This is a genomic window from Amycolatopsis sp. CFH S0740 (genome assembly GCF_004522315.1).
Taxonomy (GTDB): Bacteria; Actinomycetota; Actinomycetes; order Mycobacteriales; family Pseudonocardiaceae; genus Amycolatopsis; species Amycolatopsis nivea.
Genome location: NZ_SDLS01000020.1, coordinates 157,497 through 174,722 on the forward strand (window position 1 = coordinate 157,497; position 17,226 = coordinate 174,722).

15 protein-coding genes are annotated in these 17,226 nt (G+C 68.3%); 5 read left to right on the forward strand and 10 right to left on the reverse strand.

The annotated features are described in order from the left end of the window. Nucleotide 1 precedes the first annotated feature (1 nt). Genes EIZ45_RS29595 through EIZ45_RS29605 form a run of 3 tightly spaced genes read right to left on the reverse strand, consistent with a single transcriptional unit; the run spans nucleotide 2 to nucleotide 2,759 of the window. A complete protein-coding gene (locus EIZ45_RS29595; protein ID WP_205670165.1) occupies nucleotides 2-769 on the reverse strand; it encodes a CoA transferase subunit A in 768 nt (255 codons plus the stop codon). Further along, complete coding sequence (gene pcaD / locus EIZ45_RS29600) at nucleotides 769-1,545, reverse strand: 3-oxoadipate enol-lactonase (RefSeq protein WP_240690820.1); 777 nt, start codon at nucleotides 1,543-1,545, stop codon at nucleotides 769-771. Before pcaD ends, EIZ45_RS29595 begins: the two co-directional genes overlap by 1 nt. Further along, the gene (locus EIZ45_RS29605; protein WP_205670159.1) at nucleotides 1,542-2,759 is read right to left on the reverse strand and encodes an acetyl-CoA C-acetyltransferase; all 1,218 of its coding nucleotides are present in this window, start codon (nucleotides 2,757-2,759) and stop codon (nucleotides 1,542-1,544) included. Before EIZ45_RS29605 ends, pcaD begins: the two co-directional genes overlap by 4 nt. Nucleotides 2,760-2,832: 73 nt before the next feature. On the opposite strand from EIZ45_RS29605, the gene EIZ45_RS29610 reads away from it, so the two are divergent. After that, nucleotides 2,833-3,723, forward strand: a complete 891-nt coding sequence (locus EIZ45_RS29610; protein ID WP_101438483.1) for a LysR substrate-binding domain-containing protein — start codon at nucleotides 2,833-2,835, stop codon at nucleotides 3,721-3,723. Here the strand turns inward: EIZ45_RS29610 and EIZ45_RS29615 are convergent. After that, nucleotides 3,717-4,535: an IclR family transcriptional regulator C-terminal domain-containing protein gene (locus EIZ45_RS29615; RefSeq protein ID WP_101438482.1), complete on the reverse strand. Its 819-nt coding sequence runs from the start codon at nucleotides 4,533-4,535 to the stop codon at nucleotides 3,717-3,719. The two genes, EIZ45_RS29610 and EIZ45_RS29615, sit on opposite strands and share 7 nt — an antisense overlap. A gap of 287 nt (nucleotides 4,536-4,822) precedes the next feature. Here EIZ45_RS29615 and catA point away from each other — a divergent pair, with 287 nt between their 5' ends. From catA to catC, 3 genes are all read left to right on the forward strand, one after another. Further along, complete coding sequence (catA, locus tag EIZ45_RS29620; RefSeq protein WP_101438481.1) at nucleotides 4,823-5,680, forward strand: catechol 1,2-dioxygenase; 858 nt, start codon at nucleotides 4,823-4,825, stop codon at nucleotides 5,678-5,680. Between the two features lie 88 nt (nucleotides 5,681-5,768). Then, complete coding sequence (locus EIZ45_RS29625) at nucleotides 5,769-6,917, forward strand: muconate/chloromuconate family cycloisomerase (RefSeq protein ID WP_101438480.1); 1,149 nt, start codon at nucleotides 5,769-5,771, stop codon at nucleotides 6,915-6,917. 25 nt (nucleotides 6,918-6,942) lie between these two features. Continuing rightward, nucleotides 6,943-7,221: a muconolactone Delta-isomerase gene (catC, locus tag EIZ45_RS29630; protein WP_101438479.1), complete on the forward strand. Its 279-nt coding sequence runs from the start codon at nucleotides 6,943-6,945 to the stop codon at nucleotides 7,219-7,221. 545 nt (nucleotides 7,222-7,766) lie between these two features. On the opposite strand, the gene EIZ45_RS29635 is transcribed toward catC, so the two are convergent. The 6 genes from EIZ45_RS29635 to EIZ45_RS29660 form a co-directional block, all read right to left on the reverse strand. Next, nucleotides 7,767-8,966 (reverse strand): luciferase family protein, encoded by a 1,200-nt coding sequence (locus EIZ45_RS29635; protein ID WP_101438477.1) that lies wholly within the window; start codon nucleotides 8,964-8,966, stop codon nucleotides 7,767-7,769. Then, nucleotides 8,963-9,490: a VOC family protein gene (locus tag EIZ45_RS29640; protein WP_101438476.1), complete on the reverse strand. Its 528-nt coding sequence runs from the start codon at nucleotides 9,488-9,490 to the stop codon at nucleotides 8,963-8,965. The genes EIZ45_RS29635 and EIZ45_RS29640 overlap by 4 nt, the downstream gene beginning before the upstream one ends. 147 nt (nucleotides 9,491-9,637) lie before the next feature. Beyond that, entirely contained in the window at nucleotides 9,638-10,213 is a 576-nt protein-coding gene (locus tag EIZ45_RS29645; protein WP_101438475.1) for a flavin reductase family protein, read from the reverse strand. 93 nt (nucleotides 10,214-10,306) lie between these two features. Continuing rightward, nucleotides 10,307-13,408, reverse strand: coding sequence for a BTAD domain-containing putative transcriptional regulator (locus tag EIZ45_RS29650; RefSeq protein WP_134667177.1), 3,102 nt, complete (start codon nucleotides 13,406-13,408; stop codon nucleotides 10,307-10,309). A 125-nt stretch (nucleotides 13,409-13,533) separates the two neighbouring features. Beyond that, a complete protein-coding gene (locus EIZ45_RS29655) occupies nucleotides 13,534-14,214 on the reverse strand; it encodes an NAD(P)-binding domain-containing protein (protein WP_167756591.1) in 681 nt (226 codons plus the stop codon). Nucleotides 14,215-14,287: 73 nt separating this feature from the next. Continuing rightward, a complete protein-coding gene (locus EIZ45_RS29660) occupies nucleotides 14,288-15,877 on the reverse strand; it encodes a 4-hydroxyphenylacetate 3-hydroxylase family protein (RefSeq protein ID WP_134736088.1) in 1,590 nt (529 codons plus the stop codon). Nucleotides 15,878-16,444: 567 nt separating this feature from the next. Here EIZ45_RS29660 and EIZ45_RS29665 point away from each other — a divergent pair. Continuing rightward, nucleotides 16,445-17,218, forward strand: coding sequence for an adenylyltransferase/cytidyltransferase family protein (locus EIZ45_RS29665; RefSeq protein ID WP_281377400.1), 774 nt, complete (start codon nucleotides 16,445-16,447; stop codon nucleotides 17,216-17,218). Nucleotides 17,219-17,226: the final 8 nt, after the last annotated feature.

A 17,226-nucleotide genomic window follows, 5' to 3' on the forward strand; every position in this document is an offset into this window, starting at 1 on the left:
GTCATGCCCGCCTTTCGCGGATCGTGCGCTTCTCGATTTCCTTGCGCGACGCCTGGTCCGGGGCCAACGGCACGACCCGCTGGACGAATACGCCGGGCAGATGGACGTCGTCCGGGTCGAGGTCGCCGACCTCGACCAGCCGCTCGGCCTCCACGATCGTCAGCCGGCCCGAGGTCGCCACGGCAGGGTTGAAGTTGCGGGCGGAGCGATGGAATCGGCAGTTCCCTGCGCGGTCCGCCACCGCGGCCCGGACCAGCGCGACGTCGGCGACGATCGACTCCTCCAGAACCATCGGGCGGCCTGCGATCGTGCGCACTTCCTTGGCCGGGGAAGCGAGCGCGACCGAGCCGTCCGGGCGGTAGCGCCAGGGCAGACCCCCTTCGGCCACCACGGTGCCGACGCCGGTGGGGGTGAAGAACGCGCCGATCCCCGCACCCCCGGCACGCAGCCGCTCGGCCAGCGTTCCCTGGGGCGTCAGCTCGACAGTGACTTCGCCGGCGAGGTACTGGCGAGCGAATTCCTTGTTCTCGCCCACGTAGGACGCGATCACCCGGCTGATCCGCCGCTGCTCCAGCAGCAACCCGAGCCCGCCGCCGTCCACGCCGCAATTGTTGGACACGACCGTGAGGTCGTCGGCCCCTTGCTCGAGCAGCGCCTCGATCAGGAACCACGGGATGCCAGCGAGGCCGAACCCGCCGACCGCGACGGTGCTGCCCGGCCGGACGTCGACTACCGCGGAGGCAGCATCGGCGACGACCTTGTCCGGGATCATTGCGCCGCTCCCAAATGCGCGAGGATCGCCGGCGTCACGATTTCGGGTCGCTCGGCATTGGCCAGGTGGGCCGATTTGTCGACCACCAAGAGGCGGCCTCGCGCGACACCGTCGGCGATCTGCTGCAGGTGCGGCGGCGGCGTGGCGGGGTCCTCCGCGCCCGCGACGGCCAGCGTGGGCGCGGTGATCGACGCAAGATCCGGCCGGAGGTCCATGGCGGCAATGGCTTCGCAGCACGAGGCGTAGCCCTCGGCCGGTGTCGCAGCGACCATGGCCGCGCCCGCCGCCTTGACCTCGGGGTGGGCCTCGAGGTGCGCTGCGGTGTACCAGCGCGCGACGACCGCGGCGTCGACGGCCTGGGTTCCCTCCGCCCGCACGAGCTCCGCACGGTCGCGCCACGCCGACGACGGTTCGAGGTAGGGACTCGTGCACAGCAGCACCATCCGGTCGACCAGATCCGGACGGCGCGCGGCGAGCCGCATCGCGGTCATGCCTCCGAGGGACAGGCCCACGACGTGGGCGCTGCGCACCCCGAGGCGCTCCAGCAGCGCGACGATGTCGTCGGCGAGGTCGTCGATCGTGTACGGGCCGCTCGGGACCGGTGAGCCCCCGTGGCCGCGGGTGTCGTACCGGACGACGCGGAAACGCTTCTCCAGCTCCGCCAGATTCGCGTCCCACATCGCCATCGTGGTCCCGAGCGAGTTCGAGAGCACCACGACCGGGCCGTCTTCCCTGCCGGTCACCGCATGATGGACCACAATGGACTCGTTCACGACTGAACCCTTTCGAAGATCGCGGCGAGGCCCTGGCCACCGCCGATGCACATGGTTTCCAGGCCGTAGCGTGCCCCGGTCCGCGTCATCTCGTGCGCCAGCGTCGCCAGGATCCGCGCTCCGGTCGCGCCGACCGGGTGGCCGAGGGAGATGCCGGAACCGTTGGGGTTGAGCCGCTTGTCGTCGGCGTCGACGCCCCACTCGCGCAGGCAGGCCAGCACCTGGGCGGCGAACGCCTCGTTCAGTTCGATGACGTCGAGGTCGGCCATGGTCAGCCCGGCGCGCCTGAGCGCCGCGCGGGTGGCGGGCACCGGGCCGATGCCCATGACCTCCGGCCGGACGCCGGCCACTGCCCACGACTTCAGCATCAGCACCGGGGTGAGGCCGCGGCGGTCCGCTTCCTCGCGGGTCGTCACGATGCACAGCGCGGCGCCGTCGTTCTGGCCCGAGGCGTTGCCCGCGGTGACTGTCGCAGCCTCGTCCATCGCGAGCCGCACCGGACGCAGCCTGCCGAGCTGCTCCGCGGTCGTGCCGGGCCGCGGGTGCTCGTCCCGGTCCACGGTGGTCTCCGGCGTGCGCCGGCCGCCGGGGACGACCACCGGGACGAGTTCGTCGGCGAATTTCCCGGTCTCGTGCGCGGCGGCAGCCCGCTCGTGCGACGCTGCGGCCAGTTCGTCCTGCTCTCGGCGGGAAATGCGGTACTGCCGGCGCAGGTTCTCGGCCGTTTCGAGCATCCCGCCGGGCACCGGGAAGCGGTTGCCGCCCGCGGTTTCCCGGGCTCGCACGAGCCGGTCGTGCAGCTGGATCCCGCCGGCGATCTTGCCCGCGCGCAGGCCGGTGGCGTAATGCTCCACAGTGGACATCGACTCGGCCCCGCCGGCCACGACGAGCCGTGCACCGCCCGAGGCCACCTGCCCGACCGCGTAGAGCACAGCCTGCAGCGCCGAGCCGCAGCGGCGGTCGATCTGCAGCCCGGGCACCGAAGTCCCGAGACCGGCGTCGAGCGCGGCGACCCGGCCGATGGCCGGCGACTCGCCGCTCGGGTAGCACTGGCCGAGCAGCACGTCGTCGACGTCGCCCTCGCCCAGCCCGGTTCGGCCGGCGAGTTCGCGCAGCAGCCCGGATGCCAGGTCGGTCGCGGTCAGCGAAGCCAGCGCGCCCCCGTAGCGGCCGACCGGCGTACGGACCGGATTGCAGATCACCACATTGCTCACGCGGCGAGCGTAAGAGCCCGACCGAGAGAACAGAAGTATCATTTAAGTTCGTAAATCAACTCTGGAGGTATTAATGGAGCTCCGCCTCCTGCGGTACTTCGTCGCCGTCGCCGAGGAAAGCCATTTCGGGCGCGCCGCAGAGCGGCTGCGGATGGCGCAGCCGCCGCTGTCCCGAGCGATCCGGCACCTGGAGGCCGAACTGGGCGTCGACCTGCTGGAGCGGACGACCCGCCGGGTCGCCCTCACCCCGGCCGGGGCGGCGTATCTGGACGAGGCTCGCGCGGTGCTCGCGGCGGTCGATGCGGCGCGCGCCCGGGCCAGACGCGTCGCCGAGGGCCGCGAAGGCCGGTTGACCGTGGGCTGTGTCGGGTCGGCGACGTACTCGCTGCTGCCGGCGCTGGCCCGGGAGCTGCGGGCGGAGCTGCCCGCGGTCGAGGTCCGCTTCCGCGGCGAGATGCTCGCCCCGGAGCAGGTCGCGGGCCTGCGCGAGGGGTCACTCGATCTGGGCCTGTTGCGGCACACCGAGGGACTGGCTCCGGACCTGCGCCTGACCGTGCTGCGCGAGGACCGGTTGCTGGTCGCGGTGCCGCAGGACCACCCGTTGGCCACGCGTGCGCGTCTAGCGATCGGCGATCTCGAGGCCGAGGGCCTCGTCCTGCACAGCGGGGCCGCTGGATCCTCCATGCACCGGCTGGTGACTCGGCTGTGCGAGGACGCCGGATTCGCCCCGCACGTCACGCACGAAGTCGCCGAAACCTCAACGCTGCTGACCTTCGTGGCCGCCGGCCTCGGCGTTGCGGTGGTGCCGGAGCCGACCGCGTTCCTCGGCGTGCCGGGAGTCGTGCACCTGCCGCTCGACGACGTGCCGACGGTCCCGCTCGTCGCCGCGACGAGAGACGAGACCGACCTGGTGATGCAGCGCGCGCTCGCGATTCTCGGCCGGATGAGCAGCAGCGCTCAGTAGAACCCGTCTCGTTCCGGGCGCGGCGTCTTGTCCGCCGAACCGTGGCCGAGCAGTCGCGACAGCTCGCCGGCGATGTCGAGCATCAGCGGAATCACCTTGGTTTCGACGTGCTCGCGGGTGAATCTGCCCAGCGACGTCGAGTACGCGATGGCCGCGGTCACCTCTCCGCTGGCGTCGCGCACCGGCACGGAAGCGGCCAGCAATCCCATTTCGAGTTCGGACTCGACCATGCAGTACCCCTGCTGTCGGACCTCGTGCAGGATGTCGGCGAGCCGCACCGGATCGGTGACAGTGTGCGCGGTCAGCCTCGGCATGCCCTGTTCGGCGATCACCTTGGCGAGGAAGTCCGGCTCACGCCAGGCCATCAGCACGCGACCGGTCGAGGTCGCGGTCGTCGGCATGCGGCTGCCGACGTCGACGGTGTTGCTCAGGATGCGGCGCACCTGGACGCGCGCGACGTAGACGACTTCCGTGCCGACCAGGGTCGCCAGCGACGCCGACTCCTGCGTCTCCTCGGCCAGCCGCAGCAGCAGCGGCTGCGCCCACTCGATCATGCTGTGACTGGCGGAATAGCGCTGCGCCAGGGTGAGCACCAGCGGGGTGAGGAACCATGCGCCGCCCGCGTTCGCAAGGTAGCCCAGTTCCTGCAGCGTCAGGAGGATCCGGCGGGTAGCCGGACGGGACAGCCCTGTCCGCTGCGCGACTTCCGGCATGGCCATCCGCGGATGCTGTTCGTCGAAAGCGTTCAGCACGGCGAAACCGCGTTCGATGCTCTGGACGAAGTCTCGCTCGTTGACGGGTTTGCGCTCCATCGGCCCATCCTCCCAGCAATTGGCGCGCGGATCCGACTTGACAAAGCCGCCGTCGCAGCCCACGGTGTGAACCGCACAGCGTATTCATCGTACGCATAGCGTACGACGAAGGTCCAGTGTGGACTCTCGACCTCTGCGAGAGGCCTTCGGCCGATTCGCCACCGGCACCGGCCGAACGACCGGTGGAGACCGGCCGCACGGCGCGCCCGTGAAAGGTGCTGGACCTCATCAGCCCTACCGACGCGAGCGGCATTCTCAACCGCTGATCATCCGACCAGGAGCACCGAATGACTGCCACCCATGAACATCACTCCCCGACCGCGGCCGGATCCGGCGCCAGCGCGACCGCTGCGTTCAAGGAAAGCTCCACGCGGCGCAGCACCGCAGGAAGCAGCCCCGAGCGCGTCGCCGGCATCGTCGGCGACATCTTGAAGGCCATCGACGACGTCGTGCACCGCCACGACGTCACATACCCCGAATACCAGGCCGCCAAAGCGTGGCTGATGTCGGTCGGCGAAGGCGGAGAATGGCCGCTGGTGCTCGACGTGTTCGTCGAACACTTCGTCGAGGACCAGGTGTCGAGGTCGCAGCACGGCACCAAGGGCTCGATCGAGGGGCCCTACTACCTTCCCGGCCAGGCCAAGCTTTCCGCCGAGTGCACGCTTCCCATGCGCCCGGACGAAAAGGGAACTCCGCTGGTGCTCTCCGGCCAGGTGCGCGACGTCGACGGCAACCCGTTGCCCGGAGCCGAGGTCGACATCTGGCACGCCGACGATGAGGGCTACTACGCCGGATTCGCCCCGCACCTTCCCGACGGGAACCTCCGCGGCGTCGTCGTCACCGACGACCACGGCAGGTTCGCGATCCGCACCGTCCAGCCCGCGCCCTACCAGATTCCGCACGACGGCCCGACCGGCGCATTGCTGGAAAGCGCCGGCTGGCACCCGTGGCGACCGGCGCACATCCACCTCATGGTCCGCGCCGACGGTCATCGGACGATCACCACCCAGCTGTACTTCGAAGCCGGCGAGTACCTGGACTCCGACGTCGCCGCGGCAACAAAACCCGAACTCGTCATCGCGCCGGCAGACGACGGCGCCGGCGTCCGCCGCGTCACATACGACTTCGAACTGGAAAAGGACTGACGCCACCCACGTGGCTGCGGGGACGGCGCCTGCCGCCCCTGCAGCCACGCCTTGCAGTTGCATTCCGCCCAGGCTCCCGAGAGGCACCATGTCCCCGACCCCTGACGACGTTCTCATCGAAAGCATCGAAACCGTCATCCTGGACGTCCCCCTCCGTCGCCCGCACAAGTTCGCCCGGGTGACGCTCCACGCGCAACCGGTCCTGCTGGTCTTCGTCCGCACCCGAGCCGGGATCGTCGGAACGGGCGAAGGCGTCGTGCCCGGCGGCCCGTGGTGGGGCGGCGAATCGGTCGAGTCCATGAAAGTCACCATCGACACCTATGTCGCGCCGCTGCTGCGCGGACGGCCGGTCGACCGGATCGACGACCTGATGCGGGACGTCACCGACCACGTCGCCGCGAACCTTTACGCCAAGACAGCAGTGGAAGTCGCCCTCCACGACGCCTGGGCACGCAGCCTCGGCGTTCCGGTGCACACCCTCCTCGGCGGCCTCGCCCGCGAACGCATCGAGGTCACCTGGGCCCTGGGTGCCGAACCCGCCGGCGTCGTCGTGGACGAGATCCAGCGGATCCTCGCCAGCGGCGACCACCGCAGCTTCAAGCTCAAGATGGGCGCCCTCGATCCGGCCGACGACATCGACCGGATCGCCGCGATCGCCGAGAAGATGTCGTCCTCAGCCAGTCTGCGCGTGGACCTCAACGCCCGCTGGGACCTCCTGACCAGCCTCCGGCTCCTGCCGCGGCTGGCCGCCGCCGGCATCGACCTGATCGAGCAGCCGGTCCCCGGAGACCAGATCGACGCACTCGCCGAGATCAACCACGCGCTCCCCGTGCCCGTCATGGCCGACGAAAGCCTGCGCACCTCCCAGGACGCGCTGCGCTTGATCCGGACCAGAGCAGCCGACGTGTGGTCGATGAAACTCACCAAAGTCGGCGGCTTCCGCCGGGCCCGTGACCTCGTCGCTCTCGGCGCAGCCGCCGGAGTCCCCTGCCACGCAGGGACATCCATCGAAACCGGGCTGGGCACCGCTGCCTCGCTCCAGCTGGCCTGCGCCGCGCCCGGAATCACCTGGGGCAGCGAACTGTTCGGGCCCCTGCTGTTCGCCGAAGACATCATCGCCGAGCCTCTGCGCTTCGCCGCCGGACACCTGCACGTGCCCACCGGCCCGGGCCTGGGCGTCACCGTCGACCCGGAAGCAGTCCGCGCCCTCCGGCGCCGCGGACTCACTCGCGACTGACCCCCGCATCAGACCAGGAGGAAAAATGCTGTTCCACGTTCGGATGGACGTCGCGATCCCGCACGAGCTGGACTCGGCAACCCGAGCCGACCTCGTCGCGCGGGAGAAAGCACGAGCCGAAGAGATCCAGAGCACCGGGACATGGCCCGAACTATGGCGAATCGTCGGCGAATACGCGAACATCAGCATCTTCGACGTCGAAGACAACGACGCGCTCCACACCCTGCTCTCGAGCCTGCCGCTCTTTCCCTACATGAAAATCAAAGTGACGCCGCTCGCGGCGCACCCCTCGAAAGCCGGCTGACCGGACGCCGAGCAGCCTGCCGCCACGGAGCATCTCGCTTCGGCCTAGCGCCCGCTCCGATCGCACGAACGAAGGCGGACTCGGCGACGCACGCTGTTCGCCGGGGACCCGCGCAGGACCTCAGACCACCGGCGCCGGTCGACGAACTGCCGGCCGGAGCGCAGCGGCTGGAGAACCTTCGGAACGGGCGGTTTCTGCCGAACGGGCTCTGCAGCGCAGCGACAGCTTGGCGCACGGGCCGGACTGCACGGCGGCTCCGGTCGCCGGGCCGGTTCAGACACCCGTGTTCTCCGGGGAGTGCGCGGGCAACGTCCGGAGGCGAAACGAGAAGAGGGCCGACGAACTCATGTTCGTCAACCTGATCCTCCGGTGTCGCGCGGGCGACCGGTTGAAGCCGGTCGCCCGCGCGACGCCTACCTGCGCGTGGTCGAGGATCGCTACGACGGGCCTGCCGGCTGCGGAGCGCAGCTGATCTCGACCGGTGCCGCGTGCAGCCCTGCGACCTGCGTCGGCCAGTGTCCGCAGGCGGCCGACGGAGCGGCCGACTAGGACTTCCGCCAATCGGTCGCAAAATCCGCGCGCAGCCGGCCCGAGGCGAACAGATACGAGCTGCGGGCGATCTCGGTGACGGTGTGCAGCTCGTCGCCATCACGCGGGCCGTAGACCATGACCATGCCTGGCGGGAGGCGCACGCCGGCGAGGGGATGCGCCAGCGCCCAGCCCTTCGCTACGGCATCGGCGGCCAAGACCAATGGAAGGGCGAGATGCATCGAACCGTCGAAGGCGGGGTGAAGATGCGCGAACTCTCCAGCCGAGGGAACGAGGAAAGCCGATTCCGGGCCTCTCCGCTCTTCGAGCACGAAGCCGCGCGCACCCGGCACCGAGACCTCAGACTGCTGCGTTGTGACCCCCGGCAGCCCGGCAAGAGTCGCGAACAGCTGTTCCTGCAATGTCGCCGGAGCATTCTGCGATACCTGCTGTTGAGGGATCGAGGTCGTCACTTCGGGTCGCCGGCCCACTCGTGCCGCCAAGGCACCCGCCGGCAGTGTGGGCCAGCGCGCCGAGCGAGACTCCGCTGGGTTCGGTGCCAGGCCGCTGGTTTTGATGAACAGGAAGCGTTCCCGGACCCATCCGGCGAGATTCCGGAGCTGCTCTTCGGTGATCGAGTGCCCGGTCGCGTCCCGCCGGGCGACGGTCGGCGCGCCTGACTCCCCCGTCAGATATGCCCATGTCCTCGCGAGCAGCTCCGCGGGAATCACAGTGTCGCGGGCGCCGAGTGCGAGGAACACCGGGAGGCCGGCCAAGCGCGCCGGCGTGGCCGGCATTCCCGCATCGAACGGCATCGTTCCCGACAGGATCGCCGCGCCGGCGAACCGCCCGGGTTCGTCCAAGATCAAGCCGCCGGCGAACGCGGCTCCGCCACTGAATCCCGCGAGCACCACCGGACGCTCTCTCGGCACGGCCGAGTCCAGCCAGCCGCGGAACCAGTCCGTAGTGGAGCGCAGCGACGCGGCGACTGGCCGACCGATGCCGCGGTTCGCGAACCACGCGTAGCCGCCTCCTTCCACGATCGGTGCACGAACGGCTGCGTAGCCGAATTCGGGCGGAAGATGGTCGGCGAGCGAAATGATGTCTCGTTCATGCGAACCCCGGCCGTGGAGAAGAACGACCAGCGGGGCTTCTTCATCGTCGTTTCCGCTGGTGACTACGACCGGCTCGCCGTATTGCGACGAGGCGGAAGTCACGACGCCTCCCCGAACACGCCGCCTCCGACGGACTCCGCGGTAGCCACTCCGCTCCAGACAGCGACCTCCCTGCTGAGATCGAGCGGGCCCACGGGCGCCTCGCTCTCATAGGCCCCCCATTCCTCTCGCGGCATCATCCACATCACCTCGAATTCGTTGCCATCGGGATCCCTGCCGTACACGCTCTTGGTCGCGCCGTGGCTCGATTCGCCCGTATAGGCGTCCAGTTCGACGAGAACCAGCCGCGCCTCCTCGAGGTCTTCGATCATGTCCACCTGCCACGCGATGTGGTACATCCCGATGGATCCCGAAACTTTCGGCAGGGCGGACGGACCGATGCCGAACAGTCCCAGATCATGATGGTTCCCCGATCGGCGAAGACGGAGGAACGCGGCATTCGCGCTCGGTTCCCGCGCGACGACGTCCATAGCAAAAGCGGCGGTCCAGAAGCGCACCGATCGCTCGAGGTCGGAAACGAACAAGACAACATGATTAGCGCGGATCGCCGGAATCGGGTCGACCATTATCTTGCCTCCGTGTCATGCAACGGCCGTGAAGAGGATCCAACGTTTTCCCTCGATCCAGTCATGGCGCAGGGCAGGCCCGCGTCCCTGAGATCGATCGGCGGGGGCCGGGTCGAAGCAGCATCGAGCAACTGCCACAGCAGGCGGTCATGACGAGAAGAAGGCTCCCACTCCGGCGAGTCCTTCGGTCGGGGTGGTGCCGAATGAGGCGAACTGGTCTGATCCAACTTGTCCCTCCGCGACTGTGCGTCCTGTCCGCGAGTTGAAATCGCCGAACCCGGCAGCGTGGTAAACGAGCGGGAGCCTGTCGTTGAAACGGGCAGAATCGACGTGTCCGACGAAGATCGAGTGCGTACCGCCGGCGAGGCGTTCCCGCACGGTGCATTCAAAACTTGCGACGGTCCCCTTGAGCACCGGGATCCCCGTTCGCGAGAACTCGATGTCCACCCCGTCGAATTTGTCCGCTGCCGGACGTGCAAACCGCCGCGCGATACGTTCCTGGTAATCGGCCAGCACGTTGACGACGAACTTCCCGCTGCTGGCCACGGCTTGTTCGGTCGGCACCCTGCGATTGATGCAGACAAGCAACGAGGGCGGTTCCAGGCTCAGCGACGTCATGGCGCTGAGCGTCATGCCGTATGTTCGATCTCCCGTTCGCGCGGTGACGACAGTGACGCCGGTGGCGAAGCGGCTAATCGCACGGCGGAAGTCCGGTTCGTCCATGACGCCTCCTCATGCTGCACCCGCTCAGTCAGCGAGATTTCATCAGCATCGGGCAAGGGCGTGAAGGAGCCCGAAATACCGGGTTTCGTCTCGTCAGCGGCGCAGGTCCCGCAGCAGGCAGACCGTCGTATGGTCCGGGCTCGTTCCCAATTCGCGCATCGCGTCCTCGCAACGGCGGTACGCGGCGAGCACGCCGTCGGGATCGCCGCTGGCGTCGGCCAGCCGCATGGCCAAACGCCACATCGACTCGCGGTAAGGGTCCGCCCGCAGAACCAGGTTCGACTCGATCGACGCGGTCTGGTGGTCCCCCCCGTTCAGAGCGAGTTCGGCGACCGAGCATCGAACGTCGAGGACTGCCGAATCGAGGTCACGGCGTCGCTCCTCCGCCCAGGGGCTCTCGACGCCGGCCGCGAACGAGCCGCCTTCCGTCATGGCGAGTGCCGACCTGAGAGCCTCGTATCGGGGGCGCGGCGGGAGGTCGGCGGCCTCGGCAACCGTGCGTTTGAACTGTGCCGATTCCGTCCGCACCCGCAACGTCGACGACAGCCGGACCACGCCGTCCGCTACCACGACGCTGTCTTCGTCGGGCAGGACCTGCCTCAGCCAGCGCACCGCCTGCCGCAAATAGGAGGTCGCCGACTCGTCGCTGCGGCCGCCGAACAACGCCCTGAGAAGCTGTTCGCGGGTCGCGCTGTGGCCGGGACGGTGCGCCAGGAATGCCAGCAGCTCGGCGCTTTTCTTGATCTGCGGCCTGACGACGCTGCCGTCCACGTTGATGTCGATCCCGCCGAACTCGGCGATGTCCACCGACGCGCCCACATAGCAGTTCAGCTCGACGTCGCGCGCGATCAACAAGCGGCCCAGCTGATGCCATGCCGACTCGGACGACCTCTCGGCGTCGAGACGTCGCGACAACGTCGCGGGGAACATCGCCATCGCGCCGAGCAACGAATGGTTGGAGCCCTGCAACTGCGCCGCTTGCAGAGCGACGTCCATCGCATCGTCCGCAGCGGTTTCGTTCCCCGCCCGCCATTCGGCCTCGGCCAGGTACACCGCGGCCGCTGGCAGCATCAGCACCCGTTCGCTGTGCCGCATGCTCGCGACGGCATGACGGAGGGTGACGACAGCTCGAGCGACGTCGTCCTGCAGCAGGTAGCTGAACCCGAGCCAGGTGTCGGCCTGCTCCACGATGAAGCCGTAGGCACCGCCGACAGGATGCCGTCGGACCCCGAGCAGCACGGACTGAGCGGCAGCTGGATCCTTGTTCAGCAGCAGCTCCAGCTCGGCCTGAATGAGGTAGCTGAAGGCTTCGAGCATCGAGCTTCCGCTGGCCCGGATCTGTTCGCGGCCGGTCAGGAGAAGGCGCCAAGCGTCCTCACGCCGGCCTTGTTCCCGGCACAGCTGGACGCTCAACACGGCGTTCAGCCAGGCGCCACCAGGCGAGCCGGACGCACGTTCCTGTTCGTACAGGGCCGCCGCCTGGCCGATCTGCCCCATTGCAAGCCGCGCGCCGAGTTGCCAAGGGCGCGCGGCGATCACCGCCCAGGGCGAAGCAGGTTCCTCGAGCAGAAGTGCGAGTCGGCCACGGTAATAGTGCGTTCGCATGATCAACGCGTCGAGAGGCCCGCCGCTCAGCGGGATGTTGCGGTCGCCGGCGACCGCGCCGGCCGCTCCCTCGTCGAGCATCGTCATGCAGTACCGAGCTGCGTCGACTTCGGGTCCCGGTTTCGCGACCTCCAGGACCTCCTGGATGTCGCTGGTCCGCCCCGCGTGGAAATAACACCATGCGAGCGCGGCGGCCATTCGGCTCGACGACCGGGCGAGCTCGTCCCGCAGCCCCTGCGCGGCGAGACGGTCCGCCACGGCGAGACCGCCTCTGTAGTTCTCGGTCACGAGATCCATCATCAGCTCCGCTGCGGGGAGCGCGGTCGTCCCTTCGGTCTCCAATGCGCTGAACCGAGTCAGCCACCGCCTGGCGACGGCAAAGTCGCCCCGGTCCATGACCGCCTCGATGGCATACTCCGCGTGCGTCAACGCTTCGTCGAGCAGCCCGGCTTTGAGAAGTTCCTCGGCAGCCTCTTCGTGGCGCTCTGCCACGGCGAGGATCGCCGCGTGCCTCCGGTAGATCTCCTGGACCTCCACGCTGCTGCGGCGTCCTAGCAGTTTGAGGAGGTACTCCCGAAAACGCGGGTGGCACCGCAGCACGACCTCGTCCTCGTGCTCCCAGAGGGCGGGCAGGTGCGCGCTTTGCAGAGCGTGCAGGTGTCCCGCCGCGGAATGCAACCCGAGCGCGGTCGCCGCGTCCTCGGTGACCTCGTGCAGTACGGAGGTGCACACGAGGAAGTCTCGTTGTTCCGGCGTCAGCTGGTCCAGTATGTGCAGAGACAGGTACCCGTACAGCGGGTCAGCCTCGCCGCTGAGCCCTCTCGTGTGCGCTTGCGAGCGCCACGCCTCGAAGAGCACCCCGGCGACCCAGCCTCCGGTCACCGCGACGGCATGGCGGACGTCGACTTCCCCCCGGCCGAGCAGGTTCAACGCCTCCGCCGCCTCCTCCGGCGTGAACGCGAGGGTGCGCTCGTCCAAGCCCAGCATCATCGTGTCCGGGAAGGACCGGAGCGGGAGCTCGCGGCGGCTCAGCAGAATCATGCGCGCGCCGACCGGGAGATACTGGGCGAATCTGCCGATCACGGCCAAGGCTTCGTCCGAGTCGATGATCCGTTCGACGTCGTCCAGAACGATCATGGTCGGCTTGCCGGCCATCGAGTCGGCGAGCAGGCCGGCCGCTTCCAGATGCGTCAGCCCGGCGAGCAGAGCGGCGCCGACGATGTCCGCCGGTGCGACCTCGGCAGCCGACAGCGCGGCTTGCAGATAGGTCAGCAACCGGCCAGGAGCGCCGTCTGTGTCGTCCACGGAGAGCCAGGCGACAGCGCCGTCGAAGCGGTCGAGGGCGTGCCGAACAGCCGTGGTCTTCCCCGCTCCGGCCGTGGCGTACACGCACACGACCGGGTTGCGGTCGAGCAGCTCGAACAGCAATTCGTCGATACGCGGGCGGCGAACAGCCGATGCCTGCAGGATCGGCGGGGTGACCTTGCTCCGGATGACTCTCGGCGGCTGAGACTGGCGCAGGTCGCCCCTCGGCACAGTGCCCGCGTCCGCTGAGTGCACGGTGCCGCGCCGGTCCGGCTTCGATGTCATCGCTCACCCCGTCGCGGTCGCTTCATTGTATGGTGCCGAACCGGGCAGGCCGGCCCGGAAACGGGTGGGTCCGGGACCGCCGCAGACGGTCCCGGACCTCCCATTCTTCGCGAAATACCGACCGGTCAGGAGGCGGCTACCACTGCGGGGAAGGACAACGACTGCCCAGGCAGGAACTTCATCCCAGCCGCGAAGTCGAGGCCGTAGCGCCCCTGCAGCTCGACGAGCAGCAACGCCATCCGCTCCAGCGTCCCGGCGTTGCCGAGCCCACCGGCGTCGATCGGACGCAGCCCCGCTGAACCGATCAACTTCGCAACCTGGGCCTTCTCCGAGTCGTGGTCGGAAGCGAGGAAGACATCCACCTCGGTTCCGCTGAACGACTTGCCCTGCAGCGTCGGCGCCAGTGTCGTGTTGAACGCCTTCACCAGGGCGGATCCGTCGAGACGACGCTGCAGCTCCAGGCCGGCGCTGTTGCCGTGGTCGGTGATCAAGCCGTCGAACGTCGCATTGAACGGATTCGAGATGTCCACGACGATCTTGCCGCGCAGCACGTCGCTGAGATCCACGGCGATCCTGGTCGATACCGCGTACCAGGTGGCGAGCACGACGACGTCGGTTCCTCGGGCGGCGGCCTCGGCCGTGGGAACAGCACTGACCTTGCCCGGCCCGCGCGAAGCCAGCTCCTGTGCCGCGGCCTCGGACTTCCGAGGGTCCGAACCCGCGACGTACACGTCGTGTCCGCCGTCTGCGAAAAGGCCGGCGATCGCCTTGCCCATGCTGCCGGTCCCGATAATGCCGATACTCACTGCCGGTTCTCGCTTTCTTCGTGTTGACCCTGTCCAGAGTCGGGGAATCTTCATGATGTTGACGCCAGCCCGGTCAGGCCTCGCCGATCTGCTTCCACGCCGGCCATGCCGGATCGGTCCAGCCGTCGAGGTCGTACTCGCTCATGCACTGGTCGACCATCGACCGGAAGTAGGCGTTGCTGCCGACCGCCTCGCCGGTGTGGAACGTCTCCACGCGGTTTCCCTCGTAGCTCCCGGAGAAGTTCCGCTCGTGGACCTCGGCTCGACCGCCGAACTCGGTAGCGAACTCGTCCCACACCAGGCGGATGAGCTTGACCCGTTGTTCGGCGGAGATCTCCGCCCCGTTCCAGTACTTGTCCAGCCAATGGCGGGTAGCCGGGTTCTTGAAGTCCTTCGCAGAGGAAGGAATCTGAATGAAACCGCCCGCCATCACGTTATGGAAGATCGTTCGGATGCGCGAGAACATGTCGCCGTAGATGTTTCGCCATTGCAGGGCGTAATGGACGTTCGGATGCACGTACGGCCCGCCGCCCACGGCCGGATTCGGCTCGGCCGCCATCGCCGTCGCCAGCGCCCAGAGATTGTGCCGCATCCCCAGGACCTCGCCGATCTGCGCCTGCACGCCCCGGAACGCCGACACCTTGTTCATCTCGGTCACCTTGAGCAGAAGACCGCACAGGAAGTCGAGTTTCACCGCGGTGCGCGTACAGGCGTGGAAGATGAACCGCTGGGCGAAACCGCGCGGGAACAACCCGTTGACGACCTCCGGGTTGCGGTAGACCGTGACGTTCTCCCATGGAATGAACACGTCGTCAAGAATCACCGAGTAGTCGGACTCGTCGAACCTGCTCGAGAGCGGGTAGTCGAACGGCGTTCCGATCTTCTTTGCCATGTATTCGTAGGAGTAGCGCCCGATCAACTTCACGCCCGGGGCGTCGAACGGGACGAAGAACCCGAGTGCGAAATCCTTGTCGTCGACGCCGAGCCCGGCCGCGGGGACATACTGGCTGACGTAGGTGACCTGGCTGAACGCGGCTCCGGTGGAGATCATCCGCGCACCGCGGACCACGATTCCGTCATCTCGTTCCTTGACGACGTGCATGTACGTGTCGCGCTGGTCGGCGATCGACCGCGTCCGGTCCGAAGAGGGGTTGAGCAGGCTCAGGTTCACGAACATCACGTCGTCCGTGGTCTTCTCGTACCACTTCCGCACATTGCCCGCGAAATCCCCGTAGAAGTCCGCGTCGGCGGCCAGCGCCGCGACGAGGCCCGCCTTGTAGTCCGGCCCACGAGACAGACTTCCGTAGCTCATCCGAGCCCACTCCGCGATGGCGTCTCGCGACTCGAAGAGGTCCTCCGAGGTTGTCGCCATCTTGTAGAACTTGTGCGAACGCGTACCGCGTTCGGTCACGAAGGTCAGCTTGTCCTGCTTGGCAGGGTCATGCAGCGCGTCGTACATCCGGGCCACGGAGTGGGCCGTCGTGGTGAACGCTGGGTGGGTCGTGACGTCGTCTACCTGCTCACCCTCGAAGTAGAAGACGCGCCCATCTCGCAGGGTCTCCAGGTACTCGGCACCGGTCGGCGGCGGCTTCACACCGTTGGGCGAAGGCGTCGTCACTGCTGGCGCCGACGCTTCACCGGCACGGTCCTCGGTCGTAGTCATGTGCTGTTGCCTCCAAGATCCACCACGTCTCCCTTGACGAAGCTCGTCGACGCAGAGTCTTCAAGCGGCGTAAATGAAGGCGAAAAGTAAGCCCTCGCCTGCAGCGCACCGGCCATTTCGGCCAGGTTTCGCCGGCCCGGGTTTGCTCCTCAGCGATCAAGCGGCACGCCAGAGCAGCGGACGTTTCGATGCCGCCAGGGGCCGATCTGGGGACGGGTGCCGCACTGGAGACAAGGAGGTCTCGCGATGCGCGGTCCGAGCGAGCCGCGGCGGGTGCAAACATGCCCTTCCGAGGCGGGCGCGTCGAAGTCGGTTGTCGATGCGGGGCACCAGCGGTGCGCGGCGGCAGCGGCGGCAGCGGAGTTCCCGCGCAGTGAAGCCTCGCCGCTTGTCAATTCCGCCTGACGCCGAGACGTATCGAATCTGCGCCACCTCGTCCTCGAACCGACGCTGCGTTGATCTGCCCAGGAGGCAGCCGTGCCGATCAAAGCTCGCCCAAGAGACAGCCGTCCGGCCCGCGCGGAGGCGTGGCCGGGTCCCGCACAGTCCAGCCCGACCTGGATCGGTCTGGACTCCGTCCCCGAAGATTGCGGCCCGACCGTCGTCACCATGGGCGTGTTCGACGGTGTCCACCGAGGTCATGCCCGGCTGATCGAGCGGGCGGTCAGCCTGGGACGGCAGAGCGGGCTGCCGGTAGTCCTCACGACGTTCGATCCGCATCCGGCATCAGTCGTCGGGCAGCGGCGGGACACCTCGCTGCTCACGACCCTGGAACGCCGGGCAGCGCTGGCGACCGACCTGGGGTGTGCGGCTGTCCTGGTCCTCCCGTTCGACCAGGTCATGGCACAGACCTCGCCCGAAGATTTCGCCGCGGCTGTATTCGACAAGGCCCTGTCGGCGCGCGCCGTCCTCGTCGGTGCCCGCTTTCGCTTCGGACACCGAGGGGCAGGAGACATCGCGCGGCTCAAAGACCTCGGCGCCTGTCACGGCTTCGCAGCGCACGAGGTCGAGCTGCGCCCGGGCTGCTCGTCGACACGGGTCCGGGAACTCCTCGGCAAGGGCGACGTACGCGGCGCAGCACGGGTTCTCGGCCGCCCCCACCGCGCGAGTGTGTGCGGCAAGCCTGAATGTCGCTGTGCCCCGGAGAAACTGCCAGCACCCGGCACCTACGTCGTCGATGTCAACGGCGTGCGCAGGGGCACCGCGACGATCGGTAAAGAGGGAGGAATCTCCCTGGACGGTCGTACGGCCGTGGCCATCCCGACAACGGTCGACTTCATTTCCCGCGCTGATCCGGGAAGGGATCGCGCGGCGGTTCCGGACCTGAGCGCGATCGCCTGACCTGCTCG